This window comes from Ruegeria sp. BH8 (assembly GCF_056538065.1).
In genome coordinates this window covers 1,014,125-1,029,805 of sequence record NZ_JBQFSP010000001.1, presented here as the reverse complement: position 1 = coordinate 1,029,805, position 15,681 = coordinate 1,014,125, and the positions used below count along the sequence as shown (strand labels likewise).

Annotated in this window: 12 protein-coding genes; 7 read left to right on the top strand and 5 right to left on the bottom strand. The window is 57.8% G+C overall.

Annotated elements, in window-relative coordinates; translation table 11 throughout:
- The first annotated feature begins 8 nt into the window (after nt 1–8).
- The 5 genes from trkA (at nt 9) to ACR0AD_RS05045 (ending at nt 4,895) form a co-directional block, all read left to right on the top strand.
- On the top strand, nt 9–1,385 hold the full coding sequence (gene trkA, locus ACR0AD_RS05065; RefSeq protein ID WP_480485480.1) for a Trk system potassium transporter TrkA: 1,377 nt from the start codon (nt 9–11) through the stop codon (nt 1,383–1,385).
- Entirely contained in the window at nt 1,385–2,923 is a 1,539-nt protein-coding gene (locus tag ACR0AD_RS05060) for a TrkH family potassium uptake protein (RefSeq protein ID WP_480480693.1), read from the top strand. Before trkA ends, ACR0AD_RS05060 begins: the two co-directional genes overlap by 1 nt.
- A gap of 132 nt (nt 2,924–3,055) precedes the next feature.
- Nucleotides 3,056–3,295: an RNA chaperone Hfq gene (hfq, locus tag ACR0AD_RS05055; protein ID WP_005982826.1), complete on the top strand. Its 240-nt coding sequence runs from the start codon at nt 3,056–3,058 to the stop codon at nt 3,293–3,295.
- Nucleotides 3,295–4,566, top strand: coding sequence for a GTPase HflX (gene hflX / locus ACR0AD_RS05050; protein ID WP_480485481.1), 1,272 nt, complete (start codon nt 3,295–3,297; stop codon nt 4,564–4,566). The genes hfq and hflX overlap by 1 nt, the downstream gene beginning before the upstream one ends.
- 20 nt (nt 4,567–4,586) lie before the next feature.
- Nucleotides 4,587–4,895 carry a putative quinol monooxygenase gene (locus tag ACR0AD_RS05045; protein WP_480480697.1) on the top strand — a complete coding sequence of 103 codons (309 nt, stop codon included), beginning with the start codon at nt 4,587–4,589 and terminating at the stop codon, nt 4,893–4,895.
- A 1-nt stretch (nt 4,896) separates the two neighbouring features.
- Here ACR0AD_RS05045 and ACR0AD_RS05040 read toward each other — a convergent pair whose 3' ends face one another.
- The 4 genes from ACR0AD_RS05040 to hemB all read right to left on the bottom strand — a co-directional run bounded on the left by ACR0AD_RS05040 (nt 4,897) and on the right by hemB (nt 9,743).
- The gene (locus ACR0AD_RS05040; protein WP_480480699.1) at nt 4,897–5,292 is read right to left on the bottom strand and encodes a nuclear transport factor 2 family protein; all 396 of its coding nucleotides are present in this window, start codon (nt 5,290–5,292) and stop codon (nt 4,897–4,899) included.
- A gap of 108 nt (nt 5,293–5,400) precedes the next feature.
- Nucleotides 5,401–7,863 (bottom strand): penicillin acylase family protein, encoded by a 2,463-nt coding sequence (locus tag ACR0AD_RS05035; protein ID WP_480480701.1) that lies wholly within the window; start codon nt 7,861–7,863, stop codon nt 5,401–5,403.
- Nucleotides 7,864–8,028: 165 nt separating this feature from the next.
- Nucleotides 8,029–8,601 (bottom strand): lipid-binding SYLF domain-containing protein, encoded by a 573-nt coding sequence (locus ACR0AD_RS05030; RefSeq protein ID WP_480485483.1) that lies wholly within the window; start codon nt 8,599–8,601, stop codon nt 8,029–8,031.
- 143 nt (nt 8,602–8,744) lie between these two features.
- Nucleotides 8,745–9,743, bottom strand: a complete 999-nt coding sequence (gene hemB, locus ACR0AD_RS05025; RefSeq protein WP_480485484.1) for a porphobilinogen synthase — start codon at nt 9,741–9,743, stop codon at nt 8,745–8,747.
- A 119-nt stretch (nt 9,744–9,862) separates the two neighbouring features.
- Here hemB and ACR0AD_RS05020 point away from each other — a divergent pair, with 119 nt between their 5' ends.
- Together ACR0AD_RS05020 and mfd are read left to right on the top strand one after the other, a co-directional pair.
- Nucleotides 9,863–10,387, top strand: coding sequence for a component of SufBCD complex (locus ACR0AD_RS05020; RefSeq protein ID WP_480486469.1), 525 nt, complete (start codon nt 9,863–9,865; stop codon nt 10,385–10,387).
- Nucleotides 10,388–10,408: 21 nt separating this feature from the next.
- Nucleotides 10,409–13,867, top strand: a complete 3,459-nt coding sequence (gene mfd, locus ACR0AD_RS05015) for a transcription-repair coupling factor (RefSeq protein ID WP_480485486.1) — start codon at nt 10,409–10,411, stop codon at nt 13,865–13,867.
- 145 nt (nt 13,868–14,012) lie between these two features.
- Here mfd and ACR0AD_RS05010 read toward each other — a convergent pair whose 3' ends face one another.
- Entirely contained in the window at nt 14,013–15,671 is a 1,659-nt protein-coding gene (locus tag ACR0AD_RS05010; protein WP_480485488.1) for a hypothetical protein, read from the bottom strand.
- Nucleotides 15,672–15,681 lie beyond the last annotated feature (10 nt).

The window sequence follows — 15,681 nt, the reverse complement described above, 5'->3', positions numbered from 1 at the left end:
CCAGAAACATGAAGGTCATTATTTGCGGCGCGGGTCAGGTCGGCTGGCAGATTGCGCGGCACCTTTCGGGTGAATTGAACGACGTCACCGTTGTCGACAACAATCCCGACCTGGTTCGGCGGGCGACCGAAACGCTGGACGTGCAGGGGATCGCCGGGTTTGCAAGTTATCCCGATGTGCTTGAAAGGGCAGGCGCGCGCGATGCGGACATGATTATCGCTGCGACCCATTCGGATGAAGTGAACATGGTCACTTGCCAAATGGCGCATTCGGTCTTTTCGATCCAGCGCAAGATCGCGCGACTGCGGTCAAAATCCTATCTTGAGGCGATCCACTCGGACCTTTACCGGCGCGATCATCTGCCGATTGATGTGGTGATCAGCCCCGAACGCGAAGTGGCCGCAGCCGCGATGCGCCGACTGTCGGCCCCGTCCGCCTTTGACACCGAGATTTTCATGGACGGCAAGGCGCAGCTTTTGGGTATTCGCGTGGATGAAGACTGCCCGATCGTGAACACACCTTTGAGGCAACTGACCGATTTGTTCTCAACGCTCAGTTCGATCGTAGTGGGGGTGCGTCGCGATGGCACGCTGTTTGCACCAGAATCCGAGGATCAGCTGTTTGTGGGCGACGAATGCTACGTCTTTACCAATGCAAAAGACGTGGATCGCACTATGGAGGTGTTTGGCAAGACCCAAAAGCGTCAGGATCGTGTGGTGATCGTGGGCGGGGGCAATGTCGGGCTTGAAGTGGCGCGAACTCTGGAAGAACAAAAAAGCCGCGTGCGCGCCAAAATCGTCGAGCGGGATCGCCGATGCGCCGAGATCGCCGCCGAGGCGCTGGAACGAACGATTGTGCTGCACGGTGATGGCCTTGATGCCAGTTTGTTGAGCGAAGCCGGTATCGACAGAGCGGATGCAATGCTGGCGGTTACGGATGACGACCGCACGAACATGCTGGCCGCTGTACGCGCCAAGGCCGAGGGTTGTGCCCTGGCGATCGCGTTGATCAATGATCCCAGTATGGTGGCCCTGATGGGACCTTTGGGGATTGATGCGTATATCAATCCGCGGGCAACCACCGTCAGTTCGATCTTGCGCCACATCCGTCATGGCCGGGTGCGACAGGTCTACTCGATCGGAGATGCTGAGGCCGAAGTGATCGAGGCTGAGGTTCTTTCAACCTCTCCCATGGCGGGTCAAAAGCTGCGCGATATCGATTTTCCCGAGGGCGTACTGGTGGGGGCCGTGCGCAAAGGAGATGAGGTTATGCGACCGACGGGCAGCCTCAGGATCGATGAAAAGGATGTCGTCGCGATCTTTGCCATGGCCAACGACGTGCCTGAGGTCGAACGCCTGATGCAGGTTTCAATCGATTTCTTCTGATGGCGCATGCGGGGATACAACAGATCGGGCTATTGCGGCGGTTGCCGCTGTTTCTTCTGATCTGGGCTATTGCGTCACTGGCCATGTGGATTCCGGCAGTTTACGCGCTGGCGCTGGATGATCACGATACATCGCGGTCGTTTTTGTACTCCGGTATCATAGGGTTGTTTCTGGTCGTCAGTGTCGCACTGGCCTCGTCCAACCGTGTGCCAAGGCGCGGAACTTTGGGACAATTGGCGGTGATGCTTGCATGTTTCACCATTCTGCCTGTCTTTCTTGCGATTCCATTTCACGATGCGCTGGGAACGACCACATTCCTGAACGCCTATTTTGACATGGTCAGTGCCCTGACAACCACGGGGGCGGATCTGTTTCCGGATCCAGACCGCCTGACGGCCCCGCTGCACCTGTGGCGCGCCTTGGTTGGATGGATGGGCGGTTTGCTGATGTGGATTGCCGCCGCGGCAATCCTTGCGCCTTTGTCGCTGGGTGGGTTCGAGGTCACGGCCCGCGGTCAGCCGGGTCGCCCGGTATCGGGTGTTGCGCAAAGCGAACGCGTTGATCCGCGCGGTCGACTGATCCGTGTGGCAAAGGGACTGACCCCGGTCTATGCCGGGTTGACGGCTGTGATCTGGATCCTTCTTCTGATCGCAGGCGAAACCGGACTGACAGCCGTTTGCCACGCAATGTCGGTCATGGCGACGTCCGGAATTTCTCCGGTGGGCGGCATGGAAGGCGCGCAGGCGGGCTTCACGGGTGAGGCGATCTTGTTTTTGTTCCTGTTCTTTGCCCTTTCGCGCCTGACATTTTCGACCGACACGGCGACATCCGGTTATTCCCGACTGGATACGGACCCGGAGTTTCGCATTGGCCTGATGATTGTTCTGGCCGTTGCGGCGTTATTGTTCTTTCGCGTTATTGCTGGTGTTACGGAAATCGGTGGGCAAATCGAGCCTTTACAGGCATTGCAGGTCATTTGGGGTATGCTGTTCACCGTTCTGGCCTTTCTGACAACCGCCGGGTTTGAAAGCGCAAACTGGGATGATGCGCAGCAATTATCTGGTCTGGGAACGCCCGGATTGTTGCTGATGGGGCTGGCCCTGATCGGTGGAGGGGTTGCGACCACGGCTGGCGGCGTGAAACTGCTGCGGGTTTTTGCCCTGTACTTGAACGGTGCGCGCGAGATCGACCGGTTGATCTATCCCTCATCCGTCAGCGGGGTTGGAGGTGGCAACCGACGCATTCAAAGGGACGGCGCGTTTATCGCCTGGATCTTTCTGATGCTCTTTGCGCTGACACTGGCGGTGTTCAACCTTTTGCTGGCCGCAATGGGGGCTGGGTTCGAACAGGCCATGGTGCTCAGCGTCGCAACGCTCAGCACGACGGGTCCGCTGATTGAATTGGCCACTGATGTTCCAATCCGGTTGATCGACCTGTCCGCAGGGGCCAAGCTGACGCTGTGCGCGGCGATGGTCATTGGCCGGCTCGAGACGCTTGCGATCATCGCCCTGATCACCCCTTCGCTGTGGCGGGATTGAACCGGTTGGATCCCGTCGTCTTTAGTGCTTAATTTTTCGTCTGGAATATCTTACCGCGGCACTCCATACTCACCGGGAGGGAGCGCGTTGGTCCGCAACGCGTAGCAAGAACAATGGCGAGATTATCATAATATGGCTTCGGACAGACAGAATCTTCAGGATGCTTTCCTGAACAATGTACGGAAAGCTAAGGTTCCGGTTACAATTTTCCTGATCAATGGCGTGAAATTGCAGGGTGTGATCACCTGGTTCGACAATTTCTGTGTATTGTTGCGCCGCGACGGACAGTCGCAGCTGGTGTACAAGCACGCGATTTCAACCATCATGCCATCACAGCCGATCAACCTGTATGAGGGCGAAGACGCCTCTTGATGGAACATGACCGGACGCGCACCCGGGCCTGGGTGCTGCATCCCGAAATCAAATCAGATGAACAGCGCCGCGTTCCCGAACCTGCGCTGGCTGAGGCGGTTGCGCTGGCCGCCGCTTTGCCCGATCTGGATGTGATCGGGTCTGAAATCGTACGCCTGCAACGTGCCCAACCCGGCTATTTGTTTGGCAGTGGCAAGATCGAAGAACTGGGTGAGCGGCTTCGTGAAAACGAGGTTGAGCTGGTTCTGATCGATGGGCCGGTAACACCGGTTCAGCAGCGCAATCTGGAAAAGGCATGGAAGGTCAAGATCCTCGACCGGACCGGGCTGATCCTTGAGATTTTCAGCGACCGTGCACGTACCCGTGAAGGGGTGTTGCAGGTCGAAATGGCTGCGCTCAGCTATCAGCGGACACGGCTGGTGCGGGCCTGGACCCACCTTGAACGTCAGCGTGGCGGCTTGGGATTTGTCGGCGGCCCCGGCGAGACCCAGATCGAAGCCGACCGCCGCGCCATTGATGAACAACTGGTGCGTTTGCGCCGCCAATTGCAGAAAGTGGTCAAGACCCGCACCTTGCACCGTGCCGCGCGCGCCAAGGTGCCCTATCCGATCGTTGCATTGGTTGGATATACCAATGCCGGGAAATCTACTCTGTTCAATCGGCTGACCGGGGCCGAAGTGTTGGCCAAGGACATGCTGTTTGCCACGCTGGACCCTACCATGCGCCGCGTGCAACTGCCCGATGGCCCGGAAGTGATCCTGTCGGATACGGTGGGTTTTATCTCGAACCTGCCGACCGAGCTTGTGGCGTCTTTTCGGGCCACGCTTGAAGAGGTGTTGGGTGCTGATCTGATTGTTCACGTGCGCGATATCAGCCATGAAGAAACCGAAGCACAGGCGCAGGATGTCGAAGCAATCCTGACCTCGCTTGGTGTCGACGAAGAACGCCCCCGGCTTGAGGTTTGGAACAAGACTGACTTGCTGAGAACGGAAGAAAAAGACGCCGCGTTGGCGAGGGCGGATCGCGATCCGGCCATATTTGCCATTTCGGCAGTTACCGGCGAAGGCGTGACCCCTTTACTGTCCGAGATTGCAGCAATTCTGCAAGGGGCCCGGCACGAGGTTGTTCTGAACCTGACCTTTGCGGAAGGGAACAAGCGGGCGTGGTTGTTCCGGCAGGATGTTGTACAATCTGAAGAGCAGACCGAAGAGGGGTTCCGTATCACTGTCCTTTGGACAGATAAGCAGGCCGCCCAATTCGACACACTATAGATACAGTGAAATTGCGTAAGATGGCTGATACAATGGATCAAAGAGTATTCCTGACCGGATTTATTGATGTTCCGGCGGACCGCCTTGAAGATGTGCGCGCCGCTCTGCCCACGCATATCGCCCTCACAAAGGCGGAAGAGGGTTGCCTGTCGTTCGACGTTGTCGAGGATCAGATCACACCCGGACGGTTCACTGTTTCAGAGGTTTTTGTGAATCAGCAGGCCTTTGATGCGCATCAGCAGCGGACGAAGGCATCCGAGTGGTTTCTGATTACACAGGGAATACCGCGGAGTTACACAATTGAAACCGCAAGCGACCGTCTGGACTAGATTATCGCCCGTCTATCTGTCGCTGATAGTCATCAGGGTCGAACCAACCCAAGGATGACTGAACTAGATTGTCGGGTGTCAATTCCCATTCTTCCCAACCGCGCGCAACGACATGATTACCAGTCTGTGAGTGGTGCCCTTCCAGCGTCCAGACAAATAGGGCATGAGATCCGGCCCATCGCATCATGTCGCAGCGCACCTCCAGATCAGGAAAATCGGCGTAGAAACCCCGGGCCATATCGGCAATCGCTGCGCGCCCTTCGATCGGGTCACCTCTGTTGATTGTAATCCGTCCGTCCAGCGCGAAAAAACTGGCAACGGCATCGGCGTCACCTGAACTCCAGGCGATTGCGTAATCCCGGGCAAGGTTGTTCAGAGTATCCCGAATGCTGGCCATAGTTTCCCCCTGGTCCGAAACAGTTCGCCCGGTGATGGTAGGCGAAACTGCCGCATGGCGTCCACGGTCCGGACAAAAAGGGGCGGGGAGTCGCCGAAACCCTGATGCTTAACGTGGGATCAGATTGGTCACTCCGACAGCAGCGGCGCGGGCAAGGTCAAGGTCCAGCGACATGGGAATATACTCGCCACGCCGCCACAGCTGCGCCTGATCGTCGTAATAGCGCGACAGGAAATGGCCCGATTGGCCGGTAGCGGTGATAAAGACTGAGCTGTTTGGATCGGCAAAGTCATACACACCGCGATACCCGGCCCCGTGCACATTCTGAAACGGGTCGAGCCCTTCGCCGGACGTGCGCCCGCGCAGCAAGGTGTTGTCGCCGCCACTGGTCGATTGGCGAATGTTCACAAAATACCGAAGTATAGGCACGTTCCCCAGAACCGGGTGGTCGTGGGTTGCCTGATGGGCATCACCCCAGCGCAGGGATTCCAGTGCGCTGCCGTAGCGTTCGGTGATCCAGATCAGCGCGTCATCCAGCGCAAGTCGTGCCATTTCGGTACAGGTTTCAACCGGCGCGCTTTGTCGTACATCGCACCAGACACCGGCGCCATCAATGTCACGATAGACCCGTTCGATGAACAGGGGCTCGACATGTTTGAATTCGCTGGCCAGCGGCCCAAGCTCGTCCGAAATCAGGCGGATCTGAAGCGCCCGCACCCAGGCTGCATAGATCAGCGGTTCGGGCAGGTGCTCGTTCATCTCGCCGTTCCAGTCCGCCAGCAGCGACAGCGCAATCTGGCGCTGTCGTTCGGGCGTCCCTTCAGGGGCCGAGGCACCGGTGTACCAAAGGTCAGCACCGATCAGCGGCAGCAGAGAGCGCGCGGTGAAACTGACCGTATCCAGTTGCGCCTCAATGAAACTGTCGCGGGTATGCACCTCACGCGATTGCATCAGGCGTTCCCAGCGATGTACGCGCTGAGTGTCACCCCACTCGTAGGACACATGATCCGGGAACGGGCGGTCGATGATCTTGTTGTTGGTGTTGCCCAGAACGCCACCGGCTGGGGCCACGAATTCCGGGTTGTTGGCGTAGGGCAGGCGGCCTTGCCAGCGGTTTGCTTCGATCCAGCCGGGTGTCGGAATGCGTCCGCGGCTTTGGTTTTGCAGATCACGCCGGGGCATGGCGCCAATCAGTTTCATCCCTATTGTCGTTTTGTCGACCAGTGACAGGTTTTGCGAGGGCGCAATGAATTGCCGGGCCACGGTTACGGCGTCCTGCACGTTGTCCGCGTTCATCAGGGCCATGGACGCCGTCATCGAAGTGTCTTGCGGGCTGAGCGCCGTCCAGGACAAAGACGCAACATGGCCCGGCGGTGTGATGGTTTCCAGCTTGTAATCCGTACCGGGCAACACTGGCCCGTTTTCAGTCCAGCGCAGCGTCAGTGTAACCGGAGCTTCCCCTTTGATTTCAATGATCGAAGGACGGGTCTGGAATTCCTTATAGCCATCCGGGGTCAGGTATTCTTCGGGGTTTTCCGGGTTCAGCTGCTCAATATGAATGTCCTGATCGTCAAGATAGGATGACGTCACCCCCCAACCCAACCGGTCACTGCGGCCGGTCATGATTGCGGGAATACCTGGGATCGAGGCCCCAATGACGCTTCCCTTTGCCAGACCAAGATGCGCCAGATACCACACGCCGGGTGCTGTGAAGCCCAGATGTGGGTCGTTGGCCAGCAACGTCCCACCGCTTGCCGAGCGCGAAGGCGCAGCAGTCCAGGCGTTTGATGCCCCCGCCAGCCCGCGTTTGGGAAGGGGTGACAGAGGCGTTTCAGGAAAACTCGTACCAGCGGCATAGCGCGGAAGGTTGGGAAACAGCGAAGCGTATTCAGGCAGCGCAGCAATGCCGGGGCCGGGAACATCGGGCAGAATGTCTGCCAGTCTGTCAGGATTGCTCAGCATCAAAGACGTACGCGCGCGCAGAACCTCGTCTGTCAGGTGACCGGACAGTTGCAGTGCCATAAGTTTGATCACGGCAATACTGTCGCCCGGTTGCCAGGGTGAGACGGGGGCATTGAACAGGAACATTTCAGGCGCGCCGCGCCCCAATGCCTCGTCGTTGATCTCGGTCAGGCGTGCGTTGACCCCGGCCGCATAAGCACGAAGGGCGGCCTTGGTATAGTCGTCCTGTACCTCAACCGAGCGATGGGCAAGGCCGTACAGATCCAGCCGGCGCAGCAGCTTGTCAACGCGCAGGGTGCGCGGTCCAAAGATCTCGGACAAGCGACCCTGTGCCGTGCGGCGCATGACCGTCATCTGCCACAACCGATCCTGCGCGTGGGCATATCCAAGACCGAAAAACACATCCGGGTCATTTTGGGCCAGAATGTGCGGCACATTGGCGGTGTCGCGCACGATCTCGACCGGAGCGGTCAACCCGTTGACTTCGAGCGTCTGGTCATAATCCGGCAGGGATTGGCTGGCCAGAAAATAGACAAGGCCCATTGCAGCGAGGATCAGCATGATCAGACCCGACACGATGCGCACCAGCCAGCGGAAAACAAGACCCATTACTGCCCCAAATTCTAGTACATGAAGGTTGCGCGGAGATTAGTGGATGGCGGGTCCAACCGAAAGAGGAACGCGGCAAGAACCTGTGCGGAAAGGATGAAAACAAACACCCCACCGCAGCATTCCGCCGTGATGGGGTTTGTCAGAAGAAGTGGGAAGCCCGAATTATGGAATAATGCGGGTATATTTCGTGCCTTCCACGGTCGCACCGATCTGAAGCCCAGCCTGTCCGAAGATGGCAGCCAGAACGGGCGTGCGCAGTGTCGTTGTGTCTGTCGACAGGGAATCGCCCTGATCGCTGACCACATAGCCAATATCCGCTCCGGCTGTCCAACCACTGGAGCGACGGAAGTCGTTCAGGGCGTCTTCGGTCATGAAAAACAGAACATGCGCATATTGCTGCGCGCCGATCTGTAGCCCGGCCGTGCCCTTGACCGCCGAATAGAAGTCAACTGTTGCACCGCTGATGCGCAGTGCGCCGCGACCGTAACCGCCACCGAACACGAAACCGGCTTCGGTAATCAGCGGCATGACCAGCATGCCGTTGGCCTTGTTCGCAATTTCAACCGTATTGGGATAGCGGCTGTACATCTCGGTCAGCGTTGCGTCGACACGGGCATCGATTGTTGCTGCGTTGGAATTGCCGACACCGTTGCCGCAGGCGGCGGTCAAGCTCAGACCTGCCATGCCCAAGGCAAAGCCGCGACGATTCAGTCGGGGGGAGTTGGAACTGCTCATGGTTTTATATCTCTGTAACTGTGCCTGATATGCCGGGTGATCCCGGTCTTGGCGGCAAGGATACGCCGATCAGGGCGATGTGTCACGGGAAAGCTGCCCGATCGGGCAATCTTATCGGCGAAATATCGCGAAACTTGCGGGCTTTATCCCTGCAGGATGCGCGCAACCTGAGGAGAGAAATAGGTCAGAATTCCATCGCAACCGGCGCGTTTGAAGGCCAGAAGGCTTTCCAGCATCACCTTCTCGCCATCGATCCAGCCGTTCTGAGCTGCGGCCTGAATCATCGCGTATTCGCCCGATACCTGATAGGCATATGTCGGCGCACCGAAACTGTCTTTCACGCGGCGGCAGATATCCAGATATGGCATGCCCGGCTTGATCATCACCATATCCGCGCCTTCAGTCAGATCGCGTTCGATCAGGCGCAAAGCCTCGTCCGAGTTTGCGGGGTCCATCTGGTAGGTCTTCTTGTCGCCCGTCAGGGCCCCCGATGCGCCGACCGCATCGCGGAAGGGTCCGTAAAATGCACTGGCATATTTTGCGGCATAGCTGAGGATCATCACGTTGTGATAGCCTGCACCTTCCAGCGCGCGACGCATTTCCCCGATCCGGCCATCCATCATGTCCGACGGGCCGATGATATCCGCACCGGCGTCGGCCTGTGCCAGCGTCATCTTTACCAGTGCCTCGACGGTCTGGTCGTTGACGATTTCGCCGTCAACGACATATCCGTCGTGACCGTTGATGTTATACGGGTCAAGCGCCACATCCGTCATTACGGCAATGTCCGGAGCCGCTGCCTTGATTGCCCGAATGGCCCGGTTTGACAGGTTGTCGGGGTTCCATGCCTCGGCACAGTCTTCGGTTTTCAGCGCAGGGTCGGTGTAGGGAAAGAGGCAAATCGCAGGAATCCCAAGGGCCTGGGCCTCGACCGCCGCTTTGGCAATCAGGTCAACCGATCTGCGAACCACACCAGGCATCGAGGGCACGGGCTCTTCAATGCCTTCGCCTTCGCGTACGAAAACCGGCCAGATCAGGTCATCCGTTGTCAGAGTGTTCTCACGCACCAGCGCACGAATTGCCTGTGATTGACGGGCGCGGCGAAAGCGGGTCATGGGAAATGGGGCAATGGTCGGTTTCATGGCGCGTTCTCCTTGAACATTCGTGCATTGGGTGGCATGAATTCACAAAGGTCTCAAGGGTATCAATGGACGCGCGCCTAGATGGAACCCCCCTGAGTAGTGTGAATAAAGGGTTGGGTTTGGACTGGTACTCTTCGATCTTTGAACTCATCGATATGCGCAGCTTTTCGAATCTGTGGTTCTGGATCGTACTGGCGGTACTCTGGTCGTCGGCCAGCCACTGGGTGATGGGCATCCCATATGATCTGGTTGTCCGTGCCCGCCGGATCGGAGGTCAGGTTGAAACCGATCTGCTCGACATCGTTCGCATCCATACAAATCGGATTCTGCTGATTGTCGACATGTCTGGCACCATCCTTTTGGCGTTTGGGTGTTTTCTGTTCACCGGGATGGCCACGCTTGGGTTCTATTATGACGTCGAATTCGCGCAGGCCCTGTTTTTGCTTTTGTTCCCAATGACCTTGGTGCTTTTGGTCAATATCGTGCATGCAAGGCGTCTTCGGCGGCAGGAATTGACTCTCGAAACTGTCTCAAAAACAATTTCCCGCTGCCGACTGTATACCCAGATCATCGGCATGATCTCGATACTGGTCACTTCGTTCTGGGGCATGTATCAGAACCTTTCGATTGGCGTTCTGGGATAGAAGATTCTGAAAGGCGAGGCGATGAAGGCTCCGAACCACGTGACAGTTGGCGGCGCCCCCGAAGGGTTTGACGCGCAGCTGGTGCTGAACGAGATTGCCCGCAGCAAGGGGCCGGTGGCCCATGTCGCACGCGATGACAAGCGGATGGAAGCGATGCGTTCCGCACTGGCGTTCTTTGCGCCTCAGATGCCTGTCTTTGTGTTTCCGGGCTGGGATTGCCTTCCTTATGATCGGGTCTCGCCCAATGCGGATATCTCGGCGGCGCGCGTCGCCACACTGGCGGCGCTGGTTCACCAGATGCCCCAACAGTATGTATTGCTGACCACGCTGAACGCCGCGACCCAACGCGTCCCGGCACGAGAGGTTTTGCGAGAGGCGGCGTTTACTGCCCGAGTTGGCCATCGCATAGATGAAACCGCTCTGCGAAACTTTCTGGTGCGTATGGGGTTCACACAAAGTCCAACGGTGATGGAACCCGGCGATTACGCCATCCGTGGCGGCATTATCGACATCTTCCCTCCGGGAGAGACGGGCCCGGTTCGGCTGGACCTGTTCGGTGACGTTCTGGACGGTGCGCGACGCTTTGATCCGGCGTCCCAGCGAACAACCGAAAAGCTGGACATCGTTGAACTTGCACCGGTGTCCGAAGTCATCCTGGACGAGGCCGCCATAACCCGGTTCCGTCAGAACTATCGCATCGAGTTTGGTGCCGCCGGTACAGATGACCCATTGTATGAGGCCGTAAGCGCGGGCCGCAAACATCAGGGGATCGAACATTGGCTGCCGTTCTTCCACGAAAAACTTGAGACGTTATTCGACTATTTGCCGGATGCGGTGATCACTGTCGATGATCAGGTGACGCCCGCGCGTCTGGCGCGTTGGGATACGATTGCCGATCAGTACGAAACCCGGCGACTGGCGCTGGAAAACCGATCCCGTATGGACACGGTCTATAAACCCACACCTCCGGGGTTGTTGTATCTTGACGATACCGCCTGGGAGGCGGCGGTCGCGGATCGTCGGGTTTTGCAGTTCAGCCCGCTGCCGCAAGCCTCTGGCCCCGGTGTCATCGATGCGGGCGGACGCATCGGGCGCAACTTTGCACCGGAACGCCAGCAGGAAAGCATCAGCCTGTTCGGTGCTTTGGCCAGTCACATCACTGCAAAGCTCGACAAAGGACCGGTGCTGATCGCCTCATATTCCGATGGCGCGCGGGAACGCCTGACCGGCCTGATCGAAGACGAAGGGTTGGCCGAGGCGATACATGTGGCCAATGGCACCCGCATTGGTAAACGCGGCTTGCACCTTGCCGTCTGGGCGTTGGAGCACGGGTTCGAAAGTCCTGATCTAACGGTGATCGCTGAACAGGATGTGCTGGGCGACCGGCTGATCCGTCAGCCCAAAAAGCGCCGCAAGGCCGAAAACTTTCTGACCGAAACCCAATCGCTCAGCCCCGGTGATCTGGTTGTTCACGTGGATCACGGCATAGGTCGTTACATGGGCATGGAGGTCGTCACCGCAGCTGGTGCTGCCCATGAATGCCTGTTGCTGGAATATGCCGAGCAGGCAAAGCTGTACCTGCCGGTCGAAAACATAGAATTGCTGTCGAAATACGGACATGACGAAGGTCTGCTGGACCGTTTGGGCGGCGGTGCATGGCAGGCAAAGAAGGCCAAGCTGAAAGAGCGCATCCGCGAGATGGCCGATAAGCTGATCCGCATCGCCGCTGAACGCGCGCTGCGCAAAGCCCCGGTCATGGATCCGCCGCCCCACGCGTGGGAGGAATTCAGCGCGCGATTCCCGTATCAGGAAACCGAAGACCAGTTGCGGGCGATCTCGGATGTAATGGAAGATATCCATTCCGGCGCACCAATGGATCGTCTGATCTGCGGTGACGTCGGCTTTGGCAAGACCGAGGTTGCCATGCGTGCCGCATTTGTCGCAGCCATGTCGGGCGTTCAGGTTGCGGTTGTAGCGCCCACCACCCTGCTGGCCCGCCAGCATGCCGCGAGTTTCAGGGAACGCTTTCGGGGGTTCCCGCTGGAGGTGCGGCAATTGTCACGCTTTGTTTCGGCGAAAGAAGCCCAAAAAACCCGTGACGGGCTGGCCCGCGGGACAGTGGACATCGTGATCGGAACGCACGCGCTTTTGGCCAAGAACATACGGTTCAACAATCTGGGGCTTCTGATCATTGACGAGGAACAGCATTTTGGCGTGGGTCATAAGGAACGGCTGAAACAGCTGCGCTCAGACATTCACGTGCTGACCCTAACCGCGACACCGATCCCGCGAACGCTGCAACTGTCGTTGACCGGCGTGCGCGACCTGTCGATTATCGGAACACCTCCAATCGACCGACTGGCAATCCGCACCTATGTCAGCGAGTTTGATGCAGTCACAATCCGAGAAGCGCTGCTGCGTGAACACTATCGTGGGGGGCAAAGTTTCTATGTTGTACCGCGCATCTCGGACCTGCCTGAGATCGAAGAATTTCTGAAAGATCAACTGCCTGAGCTCACTTACGTGGTTGCCCATGGCCAGATGGCAGCGGGTGAGCTCGATGATCGGATGAACGCGTTTTATGACGGCAAGTACGATGTGCTGCTGGCCACAACAATCGTCGAAAGCGGGTTGGACATCCCGACCGCAAACACGATGGTCGTGCACCGTGCGGACATGTTTGGCCTTGCCCAGCTCTATCAGATCCGGGGGCGCGTTGGGCGCTCGAAAACCCGTGCTTATGCTTACCTGACCACCAAACCGCGCCAGAAACTGACTGCTGCCGCCGAAAAACGCCTGCGTGTTCTGGGCTCGCTGGACACGTTGGGGGCCGGCTTTACTTTGGCCTCGCAGGATCTGGACATACGTGGTGCGGGCAACCTGTTGGGTGAAGAACAATCCGGCCAGATGCGCGATGTCGGCTATGAGCTTTACCAATCCATGCTGGAAGAGGCGATTGCCAAGATCAAAGCCGGCGAGATGGAGGGGCTGTCGGATGCAGACGATCAATGGGCCCCGCAGATCAATCTGGGTGTGCCGGTTCTGATCCCCGAGAACTATGTGCCAGATCTGGATGTGCGCCTGGGGCTCTATCGCCGCCTGTCATCGCTGTCGACAAAGGTCGAACTGGAAGGCTTTGCTGCGGAATTGATTGACCGTTTTGGCAAATTGCCGAAGGAGGTGAATACCTTGATGCTGGTTGTGCGGATCAAGGCCATGTGTAAACGCGCAGGGATCGCAAAGCTCGACGGCGGACCGAAAGGCGCGACCATCCAGTTTCACAATGACAAATTCGCTTCGCCGCAGGGACTGGTTGAGTTCATTCAAAATCAACGCGGTATGGCCAAGGTCAAAGACAACAAGATCGTCGTGCGCCGGGACTGGAAAAAAGACAGCGACAAGATTAAAGGGGCTTTTGCAATTGCCCGCGATCTTGCTGAAAAAGTGGTCGCCGCGCAGAAAAAGGTTAAAGCAGGTTGAGATGTGGGAGGGGGCTCTGCCCCCGCTGCGCGTTCCGCGCATCTCCCCCGGGATATTTACGGCCAGATGAAGAAGCGGATCCCTGCTTCATCTGGCTAAAAATATCCCCGCCGGAGGCATCGTGTGTCAGCACGATCAAGACATTTTAGCTACGCATTGCCGCCTGCGCACAGAAGCAGGACGCAGCTACCATTCGGTCGGCGCGGGCCAACGCCTGGTCGAGCCGCTGTTTGATCTGCAGGACTTCGACCTGTTCGCTGCGTGCCTTGAGGCAATCGTAAAGGCCCTTCAAACTCCATACGTTGTCAGGATGTATCGAGGCGCGACTTAGCGTGCCGCCCAAACCCAGATCTTCACGATAGACGTTTTCAGCTTCGGACAGCCGTCCTTGTTCGAAAAGAAGCGCCCCAAGCGCGTGGCGGGTCGGCTGCATCCATCCCCAGGGTTCGTCATAGGGCAAGGTATCGTCCAACTCGACCGAGCGGCGCAGATGGGCAAAAGCGATTTCAAAGTTGCCCTTGCGGTACTCGATCTCACCGCGCAGCATTTCCCGCGCAATTTCCAGCAGGTCAATCACACGGTTGTTGTGCAGCCTGCGTGTTTCCGGAACGCATTCCTTGGCAGCAAGGAACAGATTTTCTTCGGCCTCGGCATTGGCGATATCACCGGTTGCTGCATGAGCGATGGCGCGCGCGTAGTGCGTTGTGGCGGTCAGAGTGCGGAACAGGTCAGGATCTGAGGGCAGTTTCAGTGCCTTAGCCTCGTCCCAGCGGCCAAACCGGATCAGGATGTGAGGGCCCATGGACATGTAGCTTTCGAAGTAATCGGCCATCGGGGGACTTTCGACGCGCAGCAATTCTTCGGGCGTTGTATCCCACAATCCCTGATTTGCACGTAGGGCGGGTTCGATCTGTCCAAGAAAAAGCGCACCGTAGATGGCAAAGTGATAATTGTGCTGGCGATAGCCTGTGTAAATGTTGAACGCGCCTTCGCGTTCGTAATATTTCAGGTCGGCTTCCGAGGCTTTATCGTTCCAGTGCACAACGTTGTGGTAATGTCCGCAGAGCACATCGATATGTGTCGGCATATGTACCAAGTGGCCTGCATCCGGAACCAATGTGCGCAGGATATCCCCTGCTTTCAGGGCTTTTTCTGGTGTTGGAGACATCTCCATCAAATGAACATAGAGGTGCAGCAGGCCCGGGTGAGACATCGCAGACGGATCGTTCGCCATGGCCCATTCAAGCGCATCTTGCGCTTCCTTCGTTGCCGCGCCCTGGGCGGGTTGACCCGTTTCCAGATTCCACATTTTCCACGGTGTCAGGTTCAGCAGTGCTTCGACATAGATGGTACGCAAGTCAAGGTGGTCCGGGTGCGCCGCAATTGCCGCGCGCATCGCGTCGGCAAAACCGTGGTCCCATTGGTGCATGTCCTCAACCGGACCGCGTTGCGGGTAACGCGCAGGCAAGGCCTGAATCAGGGCCTGTTCGACGGCAGTGCATCCTGCGAGCAGGCTAAGGGCTTTCTGCATCGCGTCGTAAGCCCGTGACAACGCTTCTTCCCGACCTCTCTCATCCAGCAGGTCCCAGGGGAGGTTGTAGTTTGGTCCGGCGGCATACGCGAAACCCCAATGGGCCATCGCGCAGTTCGGATCATGCTCGGCCGCGCGTTGGAAACAGATAACCGCTTCTTCGTGATTGTAGCCGTATGTCCAGTTCAGCCCTCGGTCGAACCACAGCTGAGCTTCGGGACTGGAAGTGGAAACTGGGCAGGAATAGCTGCCCAGATCGTAGTAATCGTTCATCGCAGTTCCT

Coding starts and splice junctions, on each gene's coding strand:
- ACR0AD_RS05040 (WP_480480699.1), bottom strand. CDS start 5,292: ATGGCCAGCATTCGGGATACTCTGAACAACCTTGCCCGGGATTACGCA.
- ACR0AD_RS05030 (WP_480485483.1), bottom strand. CDS start 8,601: ATGAGCAGTTCCAACTCCCCCCGACTGAATCGTCGCGGCTTTGCCTTG.
- mfd (WP_480485486.1), top strand. CDS start 10,409: ATGAAGGCTCCGAACCACGTGACAGTTGGCGGCGCCCCCGAAGGGTTT.
- hfq (WP_005982826.1), top strand. CDS start 3,056: ATGGCTTCGGACAGACAGAATCTTCAGGATGCTTTCCTGAACAATGTA.
- ACR0AD_RS05035 (WP_480480701.1), bottom strand. CDS start 7,863: ATGGGTCTTGTTTTCCGCTGGCTGGTGCGCATCGTGTCGGGTCTGATC.
- ACR0AD_RS05010 (WP_480485488.1), bottom strand. CDS start 15,671: ATGAACGATTACTACGATCTGGGCAGCTATTCCTGCCCAGTTTCCACT.
- hemB (WP_480485484.1), bottom strand. CDS start 9,743: ATGAAACCGACCATTGCCCCATTTCCCATGACCCGCTTTCGCCGCGCC.
- hflX (WP_480485481.1), top strand. CDS start 3,295: ATGGAACATGACCGGACGCGCACCCGGGCCTGGGTGCTGCATCCCGAA.
- trkA (WP_480485480.1), top strand. CDS start 9: ATGAAGGTCATTATTTGCGGCGCGGGTCAGGTCGGCTGGCAGATTGCG.
- ACR0AD_RS05045 (WP_480480697.1), top strand. CDS start 4,587: ATGGCTGATACAATGGATCAAAGAGTATTCCTGACCGGATTTATTGAT.
- ACR0AD_RS05060 (WP_480480693.1), top strand. CDS start 1,385: ATGGCGCATGCGGGGATACAACAGATCGGGCTATTGCGGCGGTTGCCG.